Source organism: Micromonospora chokoriensis, from assembly GCF_000718555.1.
Lineage (GTDB): Bacteria > Actinomycetota > Actinomycetes > Mycobacteriales > Micromonosporaceae > Micromonospora > Micromonospora chokoriensis_B.
This window is the reverse complement of the sequence record NZ_JOAN01000015.1, coordinates 348,311-364,236: the sequence shown is the minus strand read 5'-3', so window position 1 is coordinate 364,236 and position 15,926 is coordinate 348,311. Positions and strand designations below refer to the sequence as shown.

13 protein-coding genes and 1 pseudogene are annotated in these 15,926 nt (G+C 70.7%); 10 read left to right on the top strand and 4 right to left on the bottom strand.

Annotation, left to right across the window (positions count from 1 at the left end; translation table 11 throughout):
- The first annotated feature begins 28 nt into the window (after positions 1 to 28).
- Both IF46_RS0121480 and IF46_RS0121475 read left to right on the top strand, forming a co-directional pair.
- Complete coding sequence (locus tag IF46_RS0121480; protein WP_030490151.1) at positions 29 to 1,309, top strand: MDR family MFS transporter; 1,281 nt, start codon at positions 29 to 31, stop codon at positions 1,307 to 1,309.
- A gap of 75 nt (positions 1,310 to 1,384) precedes the next feature.
- Entirely contained in the window at positions 1,385 to 2,689 is a 1,305-nt protein-coding gene (locus IF46_RS0121475) for an MFS transporter (RefSeq protein WP_030490150.1), read from the top strand.
- A 364-nt stretch (positions 2,690 to 3,053) separates the two neighbouring features.
- On the opposite strand, the gene IF46_RS35650 is transcribed toward IF46_RS0121475, so the two are convergent.
- The 3 genes from IF46_RS35650 to mshA all read right to left on the bottom strand — a co-directional run bounded on the left by IF46_RS35650 (position 3,054) and on the right by mshA (position 6,243).
- Entirely contained in the window at positions 3,054 to 3,932 is an 879-nt protein-coding gene (locus IF46_RS35650) for a hypothetical protein (RefSeq protein ID WP_420063584.1), read from the bottom strand.
- A 373-nt stretch (positions 3,933 to 4,305) separates the two neighbouring features.
- Positions 4,306 to 4,821, bottom strand: coding sequence for a YbjN domain-containing protein (locus tag IF46_RS0121465; RefSeq protein ID WP_030490148.1), 516 nt, complete (start codon positions 4,819 to 4,821; stop codon positions 4,306 to 4,308).
- 57 nt (positions 4,822 to 4,878) lie between these two features.
- A complete protein-coding gene (mshA, locus tag IF46_RS0121460) occupies positions 4,879 to 6,243 on the bottom strand; it encodes a D-inositol-3-phosphate glycosyltransferase (protein WP_030490147.1) in 1,365 nt (454 codons plus the stop codon).
- 182 nt (positions 6,244 to 6,425) lie between these two features.
- On the opposite strand from mshA, the pseudogene IF46_RS0121455 reads away from it, so the two are divergent.
- Positions 6,426 to 7,187, top strand: a pseudogene (locus IF46_RS0121455) (SDR family oxidoreductase); the annotation flags it as partial.
- A gap of 103 nt (positions 7,188 to 7,290) precedes the next feature.
- Positions 7,291 to 8,079 (top strand): hypothetical protein, encoded by a 789-nt coding sequence (locus IF46_RS0121450; RefSeq protein ID WP_030490145.1) that lies wholly within the window; start codon positions 7,291 to 7,293, stop codon positions 8,077 to 8,079.
- Between the two features lie 71 nt (positions 8,080 to 8,150).
- Here IF46_RS0121450 and IF46_RS0121445 read toward each other — a convergent pair whose 3' ends face one another.
- Positions 8,151 to 9,188, bottom strand: coding sequence for a UDP-N-acetylmuramate dehydrogenase (locus IF46_RS0121445; RefSeq protein WP_269639703.1), 1,038 nt, complete (start codon positions 9,186 to 9,188; stop codon positions 8,151 to 8,153).
- A 114-nt stretch (positions 9,189 to 9,302) separates the two neighbouring features.
- Here IF46_RS0121445 and IF46_RS0121440 point away from each other — a divergent pair, with 114 nt between their 5' ends.
- From IF46_RS0121440 to IF46_RS0121415, 6 genes are all read left to right on the top strand, one after another.
- Positions 9,303 to 10,061 (top strand): maleylpyruvate isomerase family mycothiol-dependent enzyme, encoded by a 759-nt coding sequence (locus IF46_RS0121440; protein WP_030490143.1) that lies wholly within the window; start codon positions 9,303 to 9,305, stop codon positions 10,059 to 10,061.
- Between the two features lie 168 nt (positions 10,062 to 10,229).
- Positions 10,230 to 11,534, top strand: coding sequence for an ABC transporter substrate-binding protein (locus IF46_RS0121435; RefSeq protein ID WP_030490142.1), 1,305 nt, complete (start codon positions 10,230 to 10,232; stop codon positions 11,532 to 11,534).
- Positions 11,535 to 11,604: 70 nt separating this feature from the next.
- Positions 11,605 to 12,588: a carbohydrate ABC transporter permease gene (locus IF46_RS0121430; RefSeq protein ID WP_030490141.1), complete on the top strand. Its 984-nt coding sequence runs from the start codon at positions 11,605 to 11,607 to the stop codon at positions 12,586 to 12,588.
- On the top strand, positions 12,585 to 13,418 hold the full coding sequence (locus tag IF46_RS0121425; RefSeq protein WP_030490140.1) for a carbohydrate ABC transporter permease: 834 nt from the start codon (positions 12,585 to 12,587) through the stop codon (positions 13,416 to 13,418). The genes IF46_RS0121430 and IF46_RS0121425 overlap by 4 nt, the downstream gene beginning before the upstream one ends.
- A complete protein-coding gene (locus tag IF46_RS0121420; RefSeq protein ID WP_030490139.1) occupies positions 13,415 to 14,794 on the top strand; it encodes a GH1 family beta-glucosidase in 1,380 nt (459 codons plus the stop codon). The genes IF46_RS0121425 and IF46_RS0121420 overlap by 4 nt, the downstream gene beginning before the upstream one ends.
- 22 nt (positions 14,795 to 14,816) lie before the next feature.
- The gene (locus IF46_RS0121415) at positions 14,817 to 15,824 is read left to right on the top strand and encodes a LacI family DNA-binding transcriptional regulator (protein WP_030490138.1); all 1,008 of its coding nucleotides are present in this window, start codon (positions 14,817 to 14,819) and stop codon (positions 15,822 to 15,824) included.
- The last annotated feature ends 102 nt before the right edge of the window (positions 15,825 to 15,926 follow it).

Genomic DNA, 15,926 nt, shown 5'->3' with positions numbered 1-15,926 from the left:
CGGTCATTACTTGCAAGCGGGGCGCCAGATGCGGACGATGCGGAGTTGGTTCCGGGACACCACCGGCGGCCTACCGATCACCTTCTGGTACCTGTGGTCCGGCACCCTGATCAACCGGCTCGGCTCGTTCGTCCTCGTCTTCCTCGCCATCTACCTGACCCAGGAACGTGGCTTCTCGGCCTCGCAGGCCGGCCTGGTGATCGGCCTCTGGGGCGTCGGCGGAGCGTTCGGCACGACCGTCGGCGGGACCCTCGCGGACCGGTGGGGCCGCCGACCGACGTTGCTGACCGCCCACGTGGGCGCTGCGGCCATGATGCTCGCGCTCGGGCTGGCCCGGGATCTCTGGGCGGTGGCGCTGGGCGCGCTGCTGCTCGGCGCGTTCGCCGAGGCGGCCCGCCCCGCGTTCGGGGCGATGATGATCGACGTGGTGCCGGCGAAGGACCGGCTGCGCGCCTTCTCGCTCAACTACTGGGCGATCAACCTCGGCTTCGCCTGCGCCGCCGTCCTCGCCGGCCTCGCCGCGCAGGCCGACTACCTGCTGTTGTTCGTGGTCGATGCCGCCACCATGCTGATCACCGCGCTGATCATCTTCAGCAAGGTGCCGGAGACCCGACGGGCCGGCTCCGTGGTCCCCAGCACGGCGCAGGAGGCCCCGCGCGGCGCCCTGCGCACGATTCTCAGCGACCGCGTCTACCTCGGCTTCGTGGCGCTCAACCTGTTCGCCGCGCTGGTGTTCCTCCAGCACATCTCGATGCTGCCGATCGCGATGGGCGACGACGGCCTGAGCCCGGCCACCTACGGCTCGGTGATCGCGCTCAACGGCATCCTCATCGTGGTCGGCCAACTCTTCGTACCTCGACTGATCCGGGGTCGGAGTCGCTCGCACGTGCTCGCGCTGGCATCCGTGGTGATGGGCGTGGGGTTCGGGCTGACCGCGTTCGCCGGCACCGCCTGGTTCTACGGGCTGACCGTGCTGATCTGGACGGTCGGCGAGATGCTGAACTCGCCCTCCAACTCCACGCTGATCGCCGAGCTGTCCCCGGCCGAGCTGCGCGGTCGCTATCAGGGCGTGTTCTCCCTCTCGTGGCAGATCGCCGGGGCCAGCGCGCCGATCCTCGGCGGCCTGGTCCGCGAACACGTCGGCAACGACGCCCTCTGGTACGGCTGCGCCGCGCTCGGCTTCCTGACCGCGGTGGCCCATTTGGTGTCCGGGCCGGCCCGGGAGCGGCGGGCCACCGCGCTGCGCCGCTCCGGTGAGGCACTGGCCCCGGTCACCGCCACCCGGGCGCCGCAGCCCGCCGAGGCTTGATGGCTGGCGCGGCGGTGGCGGAGTCTCCTACTCTGCCGTAGAAACAGTTAACAACCTGAACTGTCGGGAGGTCGGGTGCACGCCCTGCGGCGCTGGTGGCACGACACCGCAGGCGGCCTCCCCGCCACCTTCTGGTACCTCTGGGCCGGTCTGCTGATCAACCGGGCCGGCGCGTTCGCCATGCTGTTCCTCTCGCTCTACCTCACCGACGTACGCGGCGCGAGCGAAGGTCTGGCCGGCACCGTGGTCGGCGCGTACGGGGCTGGTGGGGCGGCCGGCGTACTGCTCGGCGGGGTGCTCGCCGACCGGTGGGGCCGGCGGGCGACCCTGCTCGCCGCACACCTGGCCACGGTCGGTCTGATGGTGGCGCTCGCCTTCAGTCGACCCCTGCTCCTGATCGCGGTGCTCGCCGCGCTGACCGGCGTGGTCCACTCGATGCCCGGCCCGGCGTTCGTGGCGGCGATCGTCGACGTGGTGCCCGCCGAGCGCCGCTCCCGCGCGTTCAACCTTCAGTTCTGGGCGTTCAACCTGGGCATGGCGGTCGCCTCGCTGCTCGCCGGGGTCCTGGCCGAGGCGAGCTTCACCGCACTGTTCCTGGTCGACGCCGGTGCCACCCTGACCGCCGCCGCCGTGATCGCCTGGAAGGTGCCGGAGACCCTGCGACTTGCCGCTCCGGCGCCGTCCACCCTCCCGGGCATCCCGCACCCTCCGGGCCTCCCGGGGCCGAAATCCGTCCGGACCCGCCGACCGGGACTGCGCACCGCGCTCACCGACCGGACCTTCCTGGTCTTCGTCGGGCTGACCTTCGTGCTCGCCGTACTCACCATGCAGACCTCGACGATCATGCCGCTGGCCATGCGCGCGGACGGCCTGGGCCCATCGGCGTACGGGCTGGTGGTGGCGCTCGGCGGCGCGCTGATCGTGGTCGGGCAACTGTTCGTGCCCCGGCTCATCGACCGACACCGCAAGCACGTCGTACTGGCCACCTCCACCGCGCTGCTCGCGCTCGGCTTCGGGGTGCTCGCCATCGCCGACGAACTCGCCATCTACCTGGGTGCCGCAGTGGTCTGGACGGTCGGCTCGATGATCGCGGCCCCGCCGAACGCGCAGATCAACGCGGACCTGGCGCCACCACAGCTACGCGCGCGCTACCAGTCGGTCTTCTACCTGACGTTCCCGGCTGCGGCCTTCGTGGCGCCCACCCTCGGCGGGGTGAGCCTTCAGCACCTCGGCGACCGGCACTGGCTGATCGTGGCGGGGTTGGGGCTGCTGGCCGCGCTCGGGCACCTGCTCGCCGGACCACCCCGGGAACGGCACGTCGCCGCGCTGCGCCAGGCTACCGATCGGGCTGCCCGCGCAGACCGCGTCCCGACCGCATAACCAACGCAAAGCGCCCACCACTTCCCGAAGGTCGTGATGGGCGCCCGCCAAGGGGCCGGCGGCGGCGGGCAACGCTCACCCCCGTAAGCATCGCCCGCTCACGCCGCCGGTCCAAACAGGTGGGAACCGTCCCCCAACGGTTAATCCACCCGTCCCCTCGCGCCTCGTCTGGTGCGCGGATCTGATCGATCCGCCGCTCCCCCGAACGTTTCCAAACGTGGCGCGGTGCAATAAAGCTAGTTCGCCCGGATTCTGGATTCAACCCAGAACGGCTGTCTCGCCGGTCACAACTGGCGAGTATCCGCTGCTCCGGACTCGTTCGTTGGCAACAGCCGCGTACCCGTCGACCATTCCCGTAAACACCTCAACCGTCTTCTCGATCGGGTGACTCGGTCCGGAAGAAGCTGCTCTGCCGGCCGTCCCGCAACTGTTCCTGATAAATCAAGTTCAGCCGGCGCAGGTCAAACGTGTAAAACCACTCATCCCAGGTGATCTCGCGGATCCGGCTGCTTTCCCGATATCCGGGAATGTTGAAGGTCAACACGCCCGCCCGGCCATCCCGCTCGGTCCCGGCGATGGTCGCCGGCTTCGCACCGCGTTCCCGGGCCCAGCGCTGGATCACCTCGTGGTTCGTCGTAATCAGGCTCCGCCCCGGCCGCTCCGGCCGGTCCATGATCGACGCGATCACCTGCGAGCTGCGGACCGACCGCCCGGTGCCCCGTCCAGTCCGAATCCCACCCGCTGCCGACGCGCTCTTTGCCGGTGCCGCACGCTTGGCGGCCGCCCTCTTGGCCGGTGCCGTCTTGGCCGGTGCCGCGCGCTTCGCCGCTGGCCGCGCCGGTGCCTTCTTCGCGGGTGCCTTCCGCACGGGCGCCGTACGCGCCGTCGTGGTCTTGCGGGCCGCCGTGGTCTTCCGCGCCGCCGTTGTCTTCCGCGCTGCCGTGGTCGTACGGGCGGCAGTGGTCTTGCGTGCCGCCGTCGTCTTCTTCGCTGCGGTCGTCTTCTTGGCGGCGGTCGTCTTCTTGGCGGCGGTGGCCTTCGCGGTCGCCTTTCGGGCGGCGGTGGCCTTCGTCGCGGCGGCCCGTTTCGCGGGCGCGCTCTTGTTCGCCGGCGCAGCCTTCGCGCGGCTCGACGCCGGCCTGGCCGCCGACTTCTTGGTGGCGGCGGCACGACCCGCCGACGGCCGGGTGCCAGTGGCCCGGCCGGTCGGGCCGGTGCTACTCCTACCCGCGCCGGCCCGCATTGATCGCACCAGCTGTTTCACCAGTTCAGGCTTACGCAGTGCGGAGATCCCGGAGACCCCGCGTTTGCGTAGCTGCCCGCGGATGTCGTCCACCCGCATCCGGGAAATCTCCGACTCGGAGACTCCGGGAGTACCCGGCGTCTGGTTGCCAGTCTGTCGCTTCGTCCTGGTCGCAGTCGCGCCGCGACCTGAGCTGATCCGCTGAGCCATGGGACGCTCCGCTCCTTGACACTCCGTCCTCGGCGCGCGGGGGTCCCTTTGCCGCACCGCGCGGTGCGGCATACCCGTCAGGAGCACTCCGAACCACCGTCGGCTCGCGTGGCGCGGCGGCGGGGCGACGCAGCGGGGGCGGCGGCGCGGAGCGTGGGGGGCGTCAGGCCGGGTCGGGGGTGGCGCCGGAGGGCTCGAAGAGGTGGGCGAACGCGGCCAGGTTGGCGGTCGACTCGCCGCGTTTGACCCGCCACTCGTACTCCCGACGGATCGAACTGCCAAAGCCGATCTCCAGCATCGTGTCGAACGACTCGTCGGCGTAGGTGAGTACGGCGCCGAGCAGTCGGTCCAACTCGTCGGCGTCCACGCCGGCCGGGTTGACCCGCCCGGTCAGGTACACGTCGCCGACCGTGTCGGTGGAGAAGGAGACGCCGTACATCCGGGCGTTGCGCTGCAACAGCCAGGCCCACAGCTCTTCGCGGCGCTCATCCGGCTGGCGCATCACGAACGCCTCGATCCGCAGCGCGTGCTCCCCGACGATCAGGTTGCAGACCGTCTTGAGCTTGTGGGTGCCCGGCAGCGTCACCGCGTACGAGCCGGGGCCGGTCGACTCCCAGGCCAGGTCCCGCTCGGCGCAGACCGACTCGATCAGGGTCGCGAGATCGCTCTTCGGGCTCACCGGACCCACTCTACGACCGACCCGGCCTGCGCACCGGTTGGCGAGCGACGCCCCCGGTCACCAGGAGCAGGAGAGGGCTGGGCCGCCGGCCAGGTCGGCTGCGAGCCGAGCGCGGTGCGCGGCGATCGCCTCGCCGTAGACGCCGAGCAGGCCGGCGACCGTACGGTCCCAGGAGAAGTGCCGTGCGTGCTGCTCGGCACCCCTGGCCAGCACCGTCCGGAAGGCCCGGTTCGGCAGCAGGCGGCCCAGCGCACGGGCCCAGTCGACCGGGTCGTGCCCGTCGATCAGTACGCCGCTGACCTGATCCCGCACGGCGGTGACCAGACCCCCGACGGCGGCGGCCAGCACCGGCGTACCGCAGGCCTGGGCCTCAAGGGCGACCAGCCCGAACGATTCGTTGTGCGACGGCACCGCGACCAGGTCTGCCGCCCGGTACAGGTCGGGCAGATCGTCCCCGGTGAGCGGTGGCAGGAACCGCACCCCGTCGGTGACCCCAAGCTTGGCGGCCAGCTCGATCAGGGCTGTCGGCCGGTCCAGCCCGCTGCCGCTGGGCCCCCCACAGATCACCACGGTGACCTGTTCGGCCAGCGCCGGGTCGCGCTCCCGCAGGGCGGCGACCGCGCGGATCAGCACGTCGGGGGCCTTGAGTGGCTGGATTCGACCGACGAAGGCAACCACGTACCCGTCGACTGGAAGCCCCAGCCGACGGCGGGCCTGGCGGGCGGCCGCGGACCGGTCGCCCGGCGCGGGCCGGAAGCGGGCCAGGTCGACGCCGGGTTGCACGACGGACACCCGGGTCGGGTCGGCGTCGTACCGGTCGAGCAGGTCGCTGGCCTCGAACCGGGTGTTGGCGACCAGCCGGTCCGCCTCGGCGACGACCTGCTCCTCGCCGATCACCCGGGCCTTGGGCTCTGGCCGGTCACCGGCCGCAAGCTGGGCGTTCTTGACCTTCGCCAGGGTGTGCGCGGTGTGCACAAGCGGCACGCCCCACCGCTCCTTGGCCAGCCAGCCGACCTGGCCGGAGAGCCAGTAGTGGGAGTGGATCAGGTCGTAGTGCCCGGGCGGGCGGGACGCCTCGGCGCGCAGCACCCCCGCGGTGAAGGCGCAGAGCTGGCCGGGCAGCTCTTCCTTGGTGAGACCTTCCAGGGGTCCGGAGGTGATGTGTCGGACCTGCACGCCGGGCGCCATCTCGACCACCGGGGGGAGGTCACCGGAGGTGGCCCGGGTGAAGATCTCCACCTCCACGTTGGCCTCGGCGAGCCGCCGGGCGACTTCGAGGATGTAGACGTTCATTCCGCCGGCATCGCCCGTGCCGGGCTGGTGCAGGGGGGAGGTGTGTACCGACAGGGTGGCGATACGGCGAGGCCGGGGCCACGGTTGGGCACCTCGCTGACGCCCGACACCGGTGTGCATTTCCGCCACATCCGCTCCTTTTTCACGGTTAATGCCGTCTCGCACGACCGGCGCTTCTCGCTCAACCTGTACGCCGGATGTCATCTTCCCCATCGGGCTTCGGAAATTCCCCGGCGCGGCCCCTCGGGGTGACGGACCTCATCACCGAACGCCCGCCAATGGCTGCCGCACGCCTGGGTGACAATGTCGCAATGACCTCAGTCGCCATCGTCACCGGAGCGTCCAGCGGAATCGGCGCGGCCACCGCCCGCCGGCTCGCCGCCGAGGGCTTCCACGTGCTCGTCGCCGCCCGCCGTGCCGAACGGCTCACCGAGCTGGTCGCCGAGATCACCGCCGCTGGCGGGCAGGCCACCGCGGTGACCTGCGACATCACCTCGGACGAGTCGGTGGCCGGGCTGGCCGAGGCCGCCGCTGCGGCACCCGGGCCGGTCACCCTGCTGGTCAACAACGCGGGCGGAGCGCGCGGGCTGGACCCGGTCGAGTCCGGCTCGATCGCCGACTGGCAGTGGATGTACGACGTGAACGTACTCGGCACCCTGCGGGTCACCCAGGCGCTGCTGCCGGCGCTGGAGGCGTCCGGCTCCGGCACCATCGTGGTGGTCTCCTCCACCGCCGGCCTGACCGTCTACGAGGGCGGGGGCGGCTACACCGCCGCGAAGCACGCCCAGACCGCCATCGCCGGCACGCTCCGTTTGGAGCTGTGTGGCCGACCGTTGCGGGTCATCGAGATCGACCCGGGCATGGTGAAGACCGACGAGTTCGGCCTGGTCCGCTTCGAGGGCGACGCGGAACGGGCGGCCGCCGTCTACGCCGGGGTGCCGGGGCCCCTGGTCGCCGAGGACGTCGCCGACTGCATCGCCTGGTGCGCCACCCGCCCGGAGCACGTCAACATCGACCGGCTGGTGGTCCGGCCACGAGCGCAGGCCGCCCAGCACAAGGTGCGTGAGCCGGGTTTGCGAGCCCCGCAGTCGCGAACAAAGCAGCACAGTGAAGCGCGAGGAGTGAGCCGGGTTTGCGAGCCCCGCAGTCGCGAACAGAGGGGACAGTGAGGGTCGCATGAGCAGCGCGGCACGGCGCCGGCCGTTCGGCGTGGTCACGCGCGGCACCACGAACCCGAACCGACTCCGCCGGGTGGACAACTGGATCGTCGCCACCTGTGCCGACCGGCTGTTGGCGGCGAACGACCCCCTGGTGGTCGACCTCGGTTACGGCGCGACCCCGGTGACCGCGGTCGAGCTGCGCGCTCGGCTGGCGGCCGGGGTACGTCGGGACGTACGGCTGGTCGGGTTGGAGATCGACCCGGCCCGGGTGGCTGCCGCGGCACCGGCCGCCGACCCACCCGGCCTGACGTTCGCCCGGGGTGGGTTCGAGTTGGCCGGGCTCCGGCCGGTGCTGGTCCGCGCGTTCAACGTGCTGCGACAGTACGACGAGAGCGAGGTGCCCGACGCCTGGCGGACGATGACCGCCGCGCTCGCCCCCGGTGGACTGCTCGTCGAGGGCACGTGTGACGAGTTGGGGCGGCTCGCCAGCTGGCTGCTGATCGACGCCGACGGACCCCGGACGCTGACCCTGGCCGCGAAGCTCACCACGCTGGGCAGCCCCGCCGAGCTGGCCGAGCGACTGCCCAAGGCGCTGATTCACCGCAACGTCCCCGGTGAGCCGGTGCACGACCTGATCCGCGCACTGGACGACGCCTGGCAGGCCGCCGCCCCGTACGCCACCTTCGGCCCCCGCCAACGCTGGCTGCGAGCGGTGACCCGCCTGCGCGAGACAGGCTGGCCCATCCGCGACAACCCCACCCGCTGGCGCCAAGGCGAGTTAACCCTCCCCTGGCCCCTCCCCTAACCCCGCACCCGCACCCCGCAGAAAGTGCAAGATCGCGGGGCGGGTGGGCGGGGTGGAGAGTTAGGGCGGGATCAGAGGGTGCAGTTGATTAGGACCGGTTCGGGGTGGAGGGTTACGCCGAAGCGGGCGTGGACCTGGTCGCGGATGGTGCCGGCCAGGGTGAGCAGGTCGGCGGTGCGGGCGGTGCCGCTGCGGTTGGTCAGGGCCAGGGTGTGCTTGCTGGAGATCGCCACTCCACCCTCGCCGGGGTGGCCCTTGCTGAAGCCGGCCTTGTCGATCAGCCAGGCCGCGCTCACCTTGACCAGGCCGTCCGCCCCGGGCCAGGCGGGCGGGTCGCCCAGCTCGGCGGAGCGCTCCAGGAGCAGTTCGTACGTCGCACGGTCGAGCACCGGGTTGGTGAAGAAGGAGCCGACCGAGCGAGTGTCCGGGTCGGCGGCGTCGAGCACCATGCCCTTGCCGGCACGCAGTCGCAGCACCACAGCTCGGGCGTCCGCCAGCGGCACCTGGTCGCCCACCTCGACACCGAGGGCTCGGGCCAGCTCCGCGTAACGCACCGGCCCGGAGAGCGGGGACCGAGTGAGCCGGAAGTCGACCGAGAGCACCACCCAGCGGTCCACGTACTTGAAGATGCTGCCCCGGTAGGCGAACCCGCAGTCGGCGGCGGGGATGACCTGGCGGACACCCTCGACCCGGTCGTACACCTCGACGCCGGTGATCGTCTCGGCGACCTCCTGGCCGTACGCGCCGACGTTCTGGATCGGGGTGGCCCCGGTGGAGCCGGGGATGCCAGAGAGGCACTCCAACCCGGCCCAGCCGTTGGCGACGGTGGCGGCGACCAGGTCGTCCCACGGCTCACCGGCGTCGACCCGTACGGTGACCGACCCGGCGTCCTCGGCGACGACCCGCAGGCCACGAGAGCGCACCAGGACGACGGTTCCAGGGAAGCCCAGATCGCCGATCACCACATTGCTACCCCCGGCCAGGATCAGGACCGGCTCTTCGGCGGCCTGGACCGCCCGGACGATCTCGTCGGCGCTGTCGGCGGCCACGATCCGCTCGGCTGGCCCACCCATTCGTAGAGTGGTGTAGCCGGCGAGTGGACCGGGGATGGCACGATCGGCGTCGGTTGTCGGCTGGGCGGAGGCGTCTGGCACGCCCTTCACCTTAGGCTGACAAATAGCCGTGGCACCCACTGGTCGCCCGGCACCCCCGGGAGGATGGCGATGAGCAGACTGCAGGGCAGCAAGGATTTCTGGATCGGGGCGCTCCGGACGGAGGGTCCGGCTTTCGCGGCGGCGGTGGCCGAGGCGCCGCCGGAGACACCGGTGCTGTCCTGTCCGGGCTGGACGGTCAACGACCTCACCCTGCACCTGGCCGGCATCTACCACTGGGTTTCGTCGTTCGCCGGCTCCGGCCTGACCACCCAGCCACCCCGCCGGGAGGAGGTCGCGGCGGACCCGGGCGTGAGCCCGCTTCAGCTGTGGCAGCAGGGGTACGACCGGCTGATGGCCCTCTTCGACGGGCTCGACCCGGAGGCACCGGCGTGGAACTGGGCCCCGCAGCCGAAGAAGGCTGGTTTCTGGCCGCGTCGGATGGCGCACGAGACGGCTGTGCACCGTTGGGACGCCCAGCTCGCCATCGGGGCTGGTGACCCGGTGGAGGCGAAGCTCGCGGCCGACGGGGTGAGCGAGGTGCTGGACACCTGGCTGCCCGCGGGCCGGCGGCAGGTGCCGGGTGACTGGCACGGGGTGGTGCAGCTGTCCGCGACCGATGCGGCTCAGGAGTGGTATCTGCGGCTGCGCGGCGAGGGGGTGGCGCTGCTCGACACCGCGACCATCTTCGACCACGACGACCACCATGCCCGCGCCCAGGTCAGCGGCACCGCAAGCGATCTGCTGCTGGCCCTCTGGGGCCGGGTGAGCTTCGAGACGCTGGACATCGCTGGCGACCGCACCCTGTTGAACGGTCTGCGCACCGGCTGACTGATTCACCGACCACGAGGGCGCCACCCCAACCGGGGTGACGCCCTCGTCCGCGTCCGGGTAGAGGTGGCGGGAGAGAGCGCTCTCTTGACAGTAGCTGAGCCACCCACCACGCTGTCGTGAGAGCGCTCTCTTGACCCCGTCCACCTTTGAGAGAGGTCGAAATCCATGGCTGTCTTCCCGCGCCGCCGCCTCGCCGCGATGGCCTTCGTCGCCGCCACCGCCCTGCTCGTCACCGCCGGCTGCGGCGGCGACGACGAGGGCGGCGACGGACCGGTCACCCTGACCGTCGACGTCTTCGGCCAGTTCGGCTACGAGCAGCTCTACCAGGAGTACATGGCCGCGAACCCCGACGTGAAGATCGTCGAGCGAGGGACCGGCACCAACCTCGACGAGTACTCGCCGAAGCTGACCCAGTGGCTCGCCGCCGGCCGGGGCGCCGGCGACGTGGTGGCCATCGAGGAGGGGCTGCTTGTCGAGTACAAGGCCAACCCGGCGAACTTCGTCAACCTGCTGGACCACGGCGCCGCCGATCTCAAGGGCAACTTCCTGGAATGGAAGTGGAACGCCGGCCTGACCGCCGACGGCAAGCAGCTCATCGGCCTCGGCACCGACGTCGGCGGCATCGCCATCTGCTACCGCAAGGACCTCTTCTCCAAGGCTGGCCTGCCCACCGAGCGGGACGAGGTCTCCAAGCTCTGGCCGACCTGGCCGGACTACATCGCCACCGGCGAGCGGTTCACCGCGGCGAAGACCGGCGCGTCCTTCCTCGACGCGGCGACCAACACCTTCAACACGATCCTGCTACAGACCGCTGGAAACACGACCGGCTACAGCTACTACGACACCAGCGGCAACCTGGTCGTCGACAGCAACCCATCGGTACGGCAGGCGTGGGACACCACGATGGACATCATCGACTCGGGCCTCTCCGGAAAGTACGGCTCCTGGTCGGAGGAGTGGGTCTCCGCCTTCAAGCAGTCGAAGTTCGCCACCATCGCCTGCCCGGCCTGGATGACGGGTGTCATCGAGGCCAACGCCGGCACGGCCGCCCAGGGCAAGTGGGACATCGCCCGGGTGCCCGGCAACGGCGGCAACTGGGGTGGGTCGCACCTTGCCGTGCCGAAGCAGAGCAAGCACCAGGCCGAGGCGATCGCGCTGGCCAAGTTCCTGACCAGCGCCAAGGGGCAGATCGGGGCGTTCAAGGCCAAGGGCCCACTGCCCTCCTCGCCGCAGGCGCTGGACGACCCGGCGATCACCGGCGCGACGAACGCTTACTTCTCGGGGGCACCCGTCGGCGCGATCTTCGGCACCGGCGCGAAGAGCCTGAAGCCGGTCTACATGGGCCCGAAGAACCAGGCCGTACGGACCGAGGTGGAGAACGCCGTACGGACCGTGGAGCTGGGCCAGCGCAGCCCCGCGCAGGGCTGGACCGACGCGGTGAGCAACGCGAAGAAGGCCGCCGCCAAGTAGCCCAAACCAGCGTGCGGGCGGGCTTCGACGACCGGAGTCCCGCCCGTACGGCGGAAAGGAGTCCCCGGGCATGACCGTCCAGCTCGACGCCCGCCCGCCGGTCGTACCGGCACCTGCACGCTCGTCAGGTCGGCTCAGCCGGCTCGACACCCGGCTCTCGCCGTACCTCTACATCGCCCCGTTCTTCCTGCTCTTCGCGGTCTTCGGGGTCTACCCGCTGGCGTACACCTTCTGGGTCTCGTTGCACGACTGGGACCTGCTCGGAGCCGACCACCCCTTCGTGGGGGCGGAGAACTACACCCGGCTGCTGGCCGACGCCGACTTCTGGCACGCGCTTGTCAACACGCTGGGGATCTTCGTCATCTCGACCGTCCCGCAGTTGCTCGCCGCGCTCTGGCTGGCCAACCTGCTCAACCGCGGGCTACGAGCCCGCACCGGCTGGCGGATGGCGGTGCTCGTCCCCAACGTCACCTCCACCGCCGCGGTGGCGATCGTGTTCGGGGTGATCTTCGGCCGCGAGTTCGGCATGATCAATTGGCTGCTCGACCTGGTCGGGCTGGACGCGATCGGGTGGAAGTCCAACCGGTTCGCCTCCTGGGTGGCGATCTCCGCGATGGTCGACTGGCGGTGGACCGGCTACAACGCGCTGATCCTCCTGGCCGCGATGCAGGCCATCCCCCGCGACCTGTACGAGTCGGCATCCATCGACGGCGCCAACCGGGCCCGACAGTTCTGGTCGATCACCGTGCCACTGCTCAAACCGACGATCATCTTCTGCGCCATCATCGCCACGATCGGCGGCTTGCAGCTCTTCACCGAGCCCCGGCTGTTCCACTCCGGCACCAACCCGATCCGGGGCGGGCCGATGCGCGAGTCGCAGACGCTGACCATGTACATGTTCGAGAACGCCTTCGCGCCGCACTACAACTTCGGGTACGGCTCGGCCGTGGCCTGGCTGCTCTTCGCGCTCATCGCGATCGTCGCGGCGGTCAACGTGCTGCTCCTGCGCCGCCTCGGCGGCTCGGACCGCCATCGGAAGGGAACGGCACGATGAGCCGACTCTGGCGGGCCAGCCCGCTCACCTACCTGGCCCTGGTCGTCGCCGCCGGCCTGTCGGTCTTTCCGATCTGGTGGATGTTCGTGGTGGCCAGCCGATCCAGCGACGCGATGGGGCAGTTGCCGCCGCCGATGACGCCGGGCGGCAACCTGGGCGCCAACATCGCCCGGCTCTTCGACAACACCGACGCGTACTTCCTGACCGGCCTGATCAACTCGGCGATCGTGGCCACCACTGTCACCGTGTCCGTGGTGTTCTTCTCCAGCCTGGCCGGGTTCGCCTTCGCCAAGCTGCGGTTCCGGGGCCGCAACGCCCTGCTGCTCGTCATCATCGCGACCATGATGGTGCCGACCCAACTCGGCGTGATCCCGCTGTATCTCCTGATGACCCAATTGCAGTGGAACGACCGGCTGCCCGCGGTCATCGTGCCGGCCCTGGTCACCGGCTTCGGGGTGTTCATGATGCGGCAGTACGCCGGCCAGGCGGTAAGTGACGAGCTGATCGAGGCCGCCCGGATGGACGGCTGTGGCACCGCTCGGATCTGGTGGCACGTCGTGCTGCCCGCCCTGCGCCCCGCCGCCGCAGTGCTCGGCCTGCTCACGTTCATGACTACCTGGAACGACTTCCTGTGGCCGTACGCTGTGCTGAACGATCCGGCGAATCCGACAGTGCAACTCTCCCTGCGGGCACTCTCGGACGGGTACTACCAGGACATGTCGCAGGTGTTCACCGGGACAGCCATCGCGACGCTGCCCCTGCTACTGGTCTTCGTGTTGTTCGGCCGGCAGATCATCGGCGGGATCATGGAAGGTGCGGTCAAGGCGTGAATGAGATCGTTTTTCCCGAGCACTTCCTCTGGGGGGCGGCCACCGCCGCGTACCAGATCGAGGGTGCCGCCCGCGACGACGGTCGCGGTCCGTCCATCTGGGACACCTTCAGCCGTACGCCGGGGAAGGTCTACCAGGGCCACACCGGCGACGTCGCCTGCGATCACTACCACCGGTACGCCGATGACGTGGCGCTGATGGCCGAGCTGGGGCTGCGGGCGTACCGGTTCTCGGTCGCCTGGCCACGGATCCAACCGGACGGCACCGGCCCGGCCAACCCACGGGGGCTGGACTTCTACGACCGGCTCACCGACACATTGCTGGCTCGGGGCATCGACCCGATAGTCACCCTCTACCACTGGGACCTGCCCCAGGCCCTGGGTGACCGGGGCGGCTGGACCAACCGGGACACCGCCGAGCACTTCGCCACCTACGCCACGGCGGTGTACGCGCGCCTCGGCGACCGGATCGACGTGTGGACCACGCTCAACGAGCCGTGGTGCTCGGCCTACCTCGGTTATGCCAACGGGGTGCACGCTCCGGGCGAGCAGGACCCGGCGGCGACCTTCACCGCCGTACACCATCTGCTGTTGGGGCACGGCCTGGCGGCGCGGGCGTTGCGGGCGGCCGGCGCGCGCAGCGTGGGTATCACCGTCAACCCGGCCGACGTACGCCCGGCCGACCCACAGAGCGCGGCCGACGCCGCAGCGGTCCGCCTGGTCGACGGCCTGCACAACCGGATCTTCCTCGACCCGCTGTTGGCCGGCGGCTACCCGGACGACGTCCGCGAGCACGTGGCACGCATCGTCGAGCCGACATTCATCCGGGACGGCGACGAGAAGCTGATCGCCGCCCCGATCGACCTGCTCGGCATCAACTACTACGCCCCGAGTTACGTGGCCGGTCGGCCCGACGGCGCCGGCAACGCCGCCTATCCGGGGACCGAGGGTGCGGTGCACTTCCTGCCACCGGCCGGGCCGCTCACCGACATGGGTTGGATGATCGAGCCAGCCGGGCTGACCCGGCTGCTGGAGCGGATCGCCGCCGACTACCCCGGGGTGCCGCTGCTGATCACTGAGAACGGCGCGGCCTTCCCCGACAAGCCGGGCGTCGACTCGCCCGACGCTCCGGCGCAGGTGATCGACGCCGATCGCATCGCCTACCTCGACGGGCACCTCCGCGCGGCGCACGAGGCGATCTCCCGGGGCGTGGACCTGCGTGGGTATCTCGTATGGTCATTCCTGGACAACTTCGAGTGGGCGGAGGGTTACCGCAAGCGGTTCGGGATCGTGCACGTCGACTACCTGACCCAGCGGCGCACACCGAAGGCCAGCGCCCGGTGGTACCAGGAGGTGATCTCCCGGAACGGGCTGTGACGAGCGGGGGGGGGAAGGCGCGATGACGACAGCGCAGCGGCCGACGCTCGAAGCGGTGGCGGCGCGGGCCGGGGTGTCCCGAGCGACCGTGTCCCGGGTGGTCAACGGCTCCACCACCGTCGCCGAACCGATCCGCGAGGCGGTCACCCGGGCGGTCGCCGAGTTGGGGTACGTCCCCAACCTCGCCGCCCGCAGCCTGGTCACCCAGCGCACCGACTCGATCGCCCTGGTCATGCCGGAGGCGGCCACCCGGGTCTTCTCCGACGACCAGGTCTTCCCCGGCATCATCCGGGGCGTCAGCCAGGAGTTGGAGGCGGCCGACAAGCAACTGGTGCTGATGCTCGCCGGCTCGCCGGCCGGGCACCAACGGGTCGAGCGGTACACCACCGGCCGGCACGTCGACGGCGTGCTCTTCGCGTCGCTGCACGGCGCTGACCCGCTGCCCGGCACGCTGGCCCGACTCGGCATCCCGGTGGTGGTCAGCGGCCGGCCACTCGGCGACGTGCCCGTCCCGTACGTCGACGTCGACCACGTCGGCGGGGTGACCGCCGCCGTCCGACACATGATCAACAACGGTCGTCGACGGATCGCCACCATCGCCGGGCCACAGGACATGGTCGCCGGAATCGAACGGCTGCGTGGTTACCGCAGCGCGGTCGCCGACGCGGGCTTGCCCGAACTGATCGCCGTCGGTGACTTCACCCGAGAATCCGGATCGGCCGCGATGCGCCGACTGCTCACCGAGCACCCCGACCTGGACGGCGTCTTCGCCGCCTCCGACCTGATGGCACACGCCGCCCTACGTACGCTGCGCGAGGCCGGTCGGCGGGTGCCCGAGGACGTGGCGGTGGTCGGCTTCGATGACATCGAGACCGCCGCCTACACCGAGCCGCCGCTGACCACCGTCCGGCAGCCGATCGTGGAGCTGGGCCGCCGGATGACCCGGCAACTGCTCCGGCTGGCCGCCGGGGAGACCATCGAGCAGTCAGTCATGCTCCCCACCGAGCTGATCCGCCGCGCGTCGGCCTGACGCGCGGCGCCCGGCGCGGGGCAAGATCCGCACAACTTCAGGGAAATGGTGGCCTCCGCGCGCCGGGAAGCCACTATTTCCTTGAAGTTGCTGCCTGCTGGT

Bases quoted from the DNA above. Each gene is read 5' to 3' on its own strand.
- IF46_RS0121425 (WP_030490140.1), top strand. From the start codon at position 12,585: ATGAGCCGACTCTGGCGGGCCAGCCCGCTCACCTACCTGGCCCTGGTC.
- IF46_RS0121435 (WP_030490142.1), top strand. From the start codon at position 10,230: ATGGCTGTCTTCCCGCGCCGCCGCCTCGCCGCGATGGCCTTCGTCGCC.
- IF46_RS0121430 (WP_030490141.1), top strand. From the start codon at position 11,605: ATGACCGTCCAGCTCGACGCCCGCCCGCCGGTCGTACCGGCACCTGCA.
- IF46_RS35650 (WP_420063584.1), bottom strand. From the start codon at position 3,932: ATGCGGGCCGGCGCGGGTAGGAGTAGCACCGGCCCGACCGGCCGGGCC.
- IF46_RS0121450 (WP_030490145.1), top strand. From the start codon at position 7,291: ATGAGCAGCGCGGCACGGCGCCGGCCGTTCGGCGTGGTCACGCGCGGC.
- IF46_RS0121480 (WP_030490151.1), top strand. From the start codon at position 29: ATGCGGACGATGCGGAGTTGGTTCCGGGACACCACCGGCGGCCTACCG.
- IF46_RS0121415 (WP_030490138.1), top strand. From the start codon at position 14,817: ATGACGACAGCGCAGCGGCCGACGCTCGAAGCGGTGGCGGCGCGGGCC.
- IF46_RS0121440 (WP_030490143.1), top strand. From the start codon at position 9,303: ATGAGCAGACTGCAGGGCAGCAAGGATTTCTGGATCGGGGCGCTCCGG.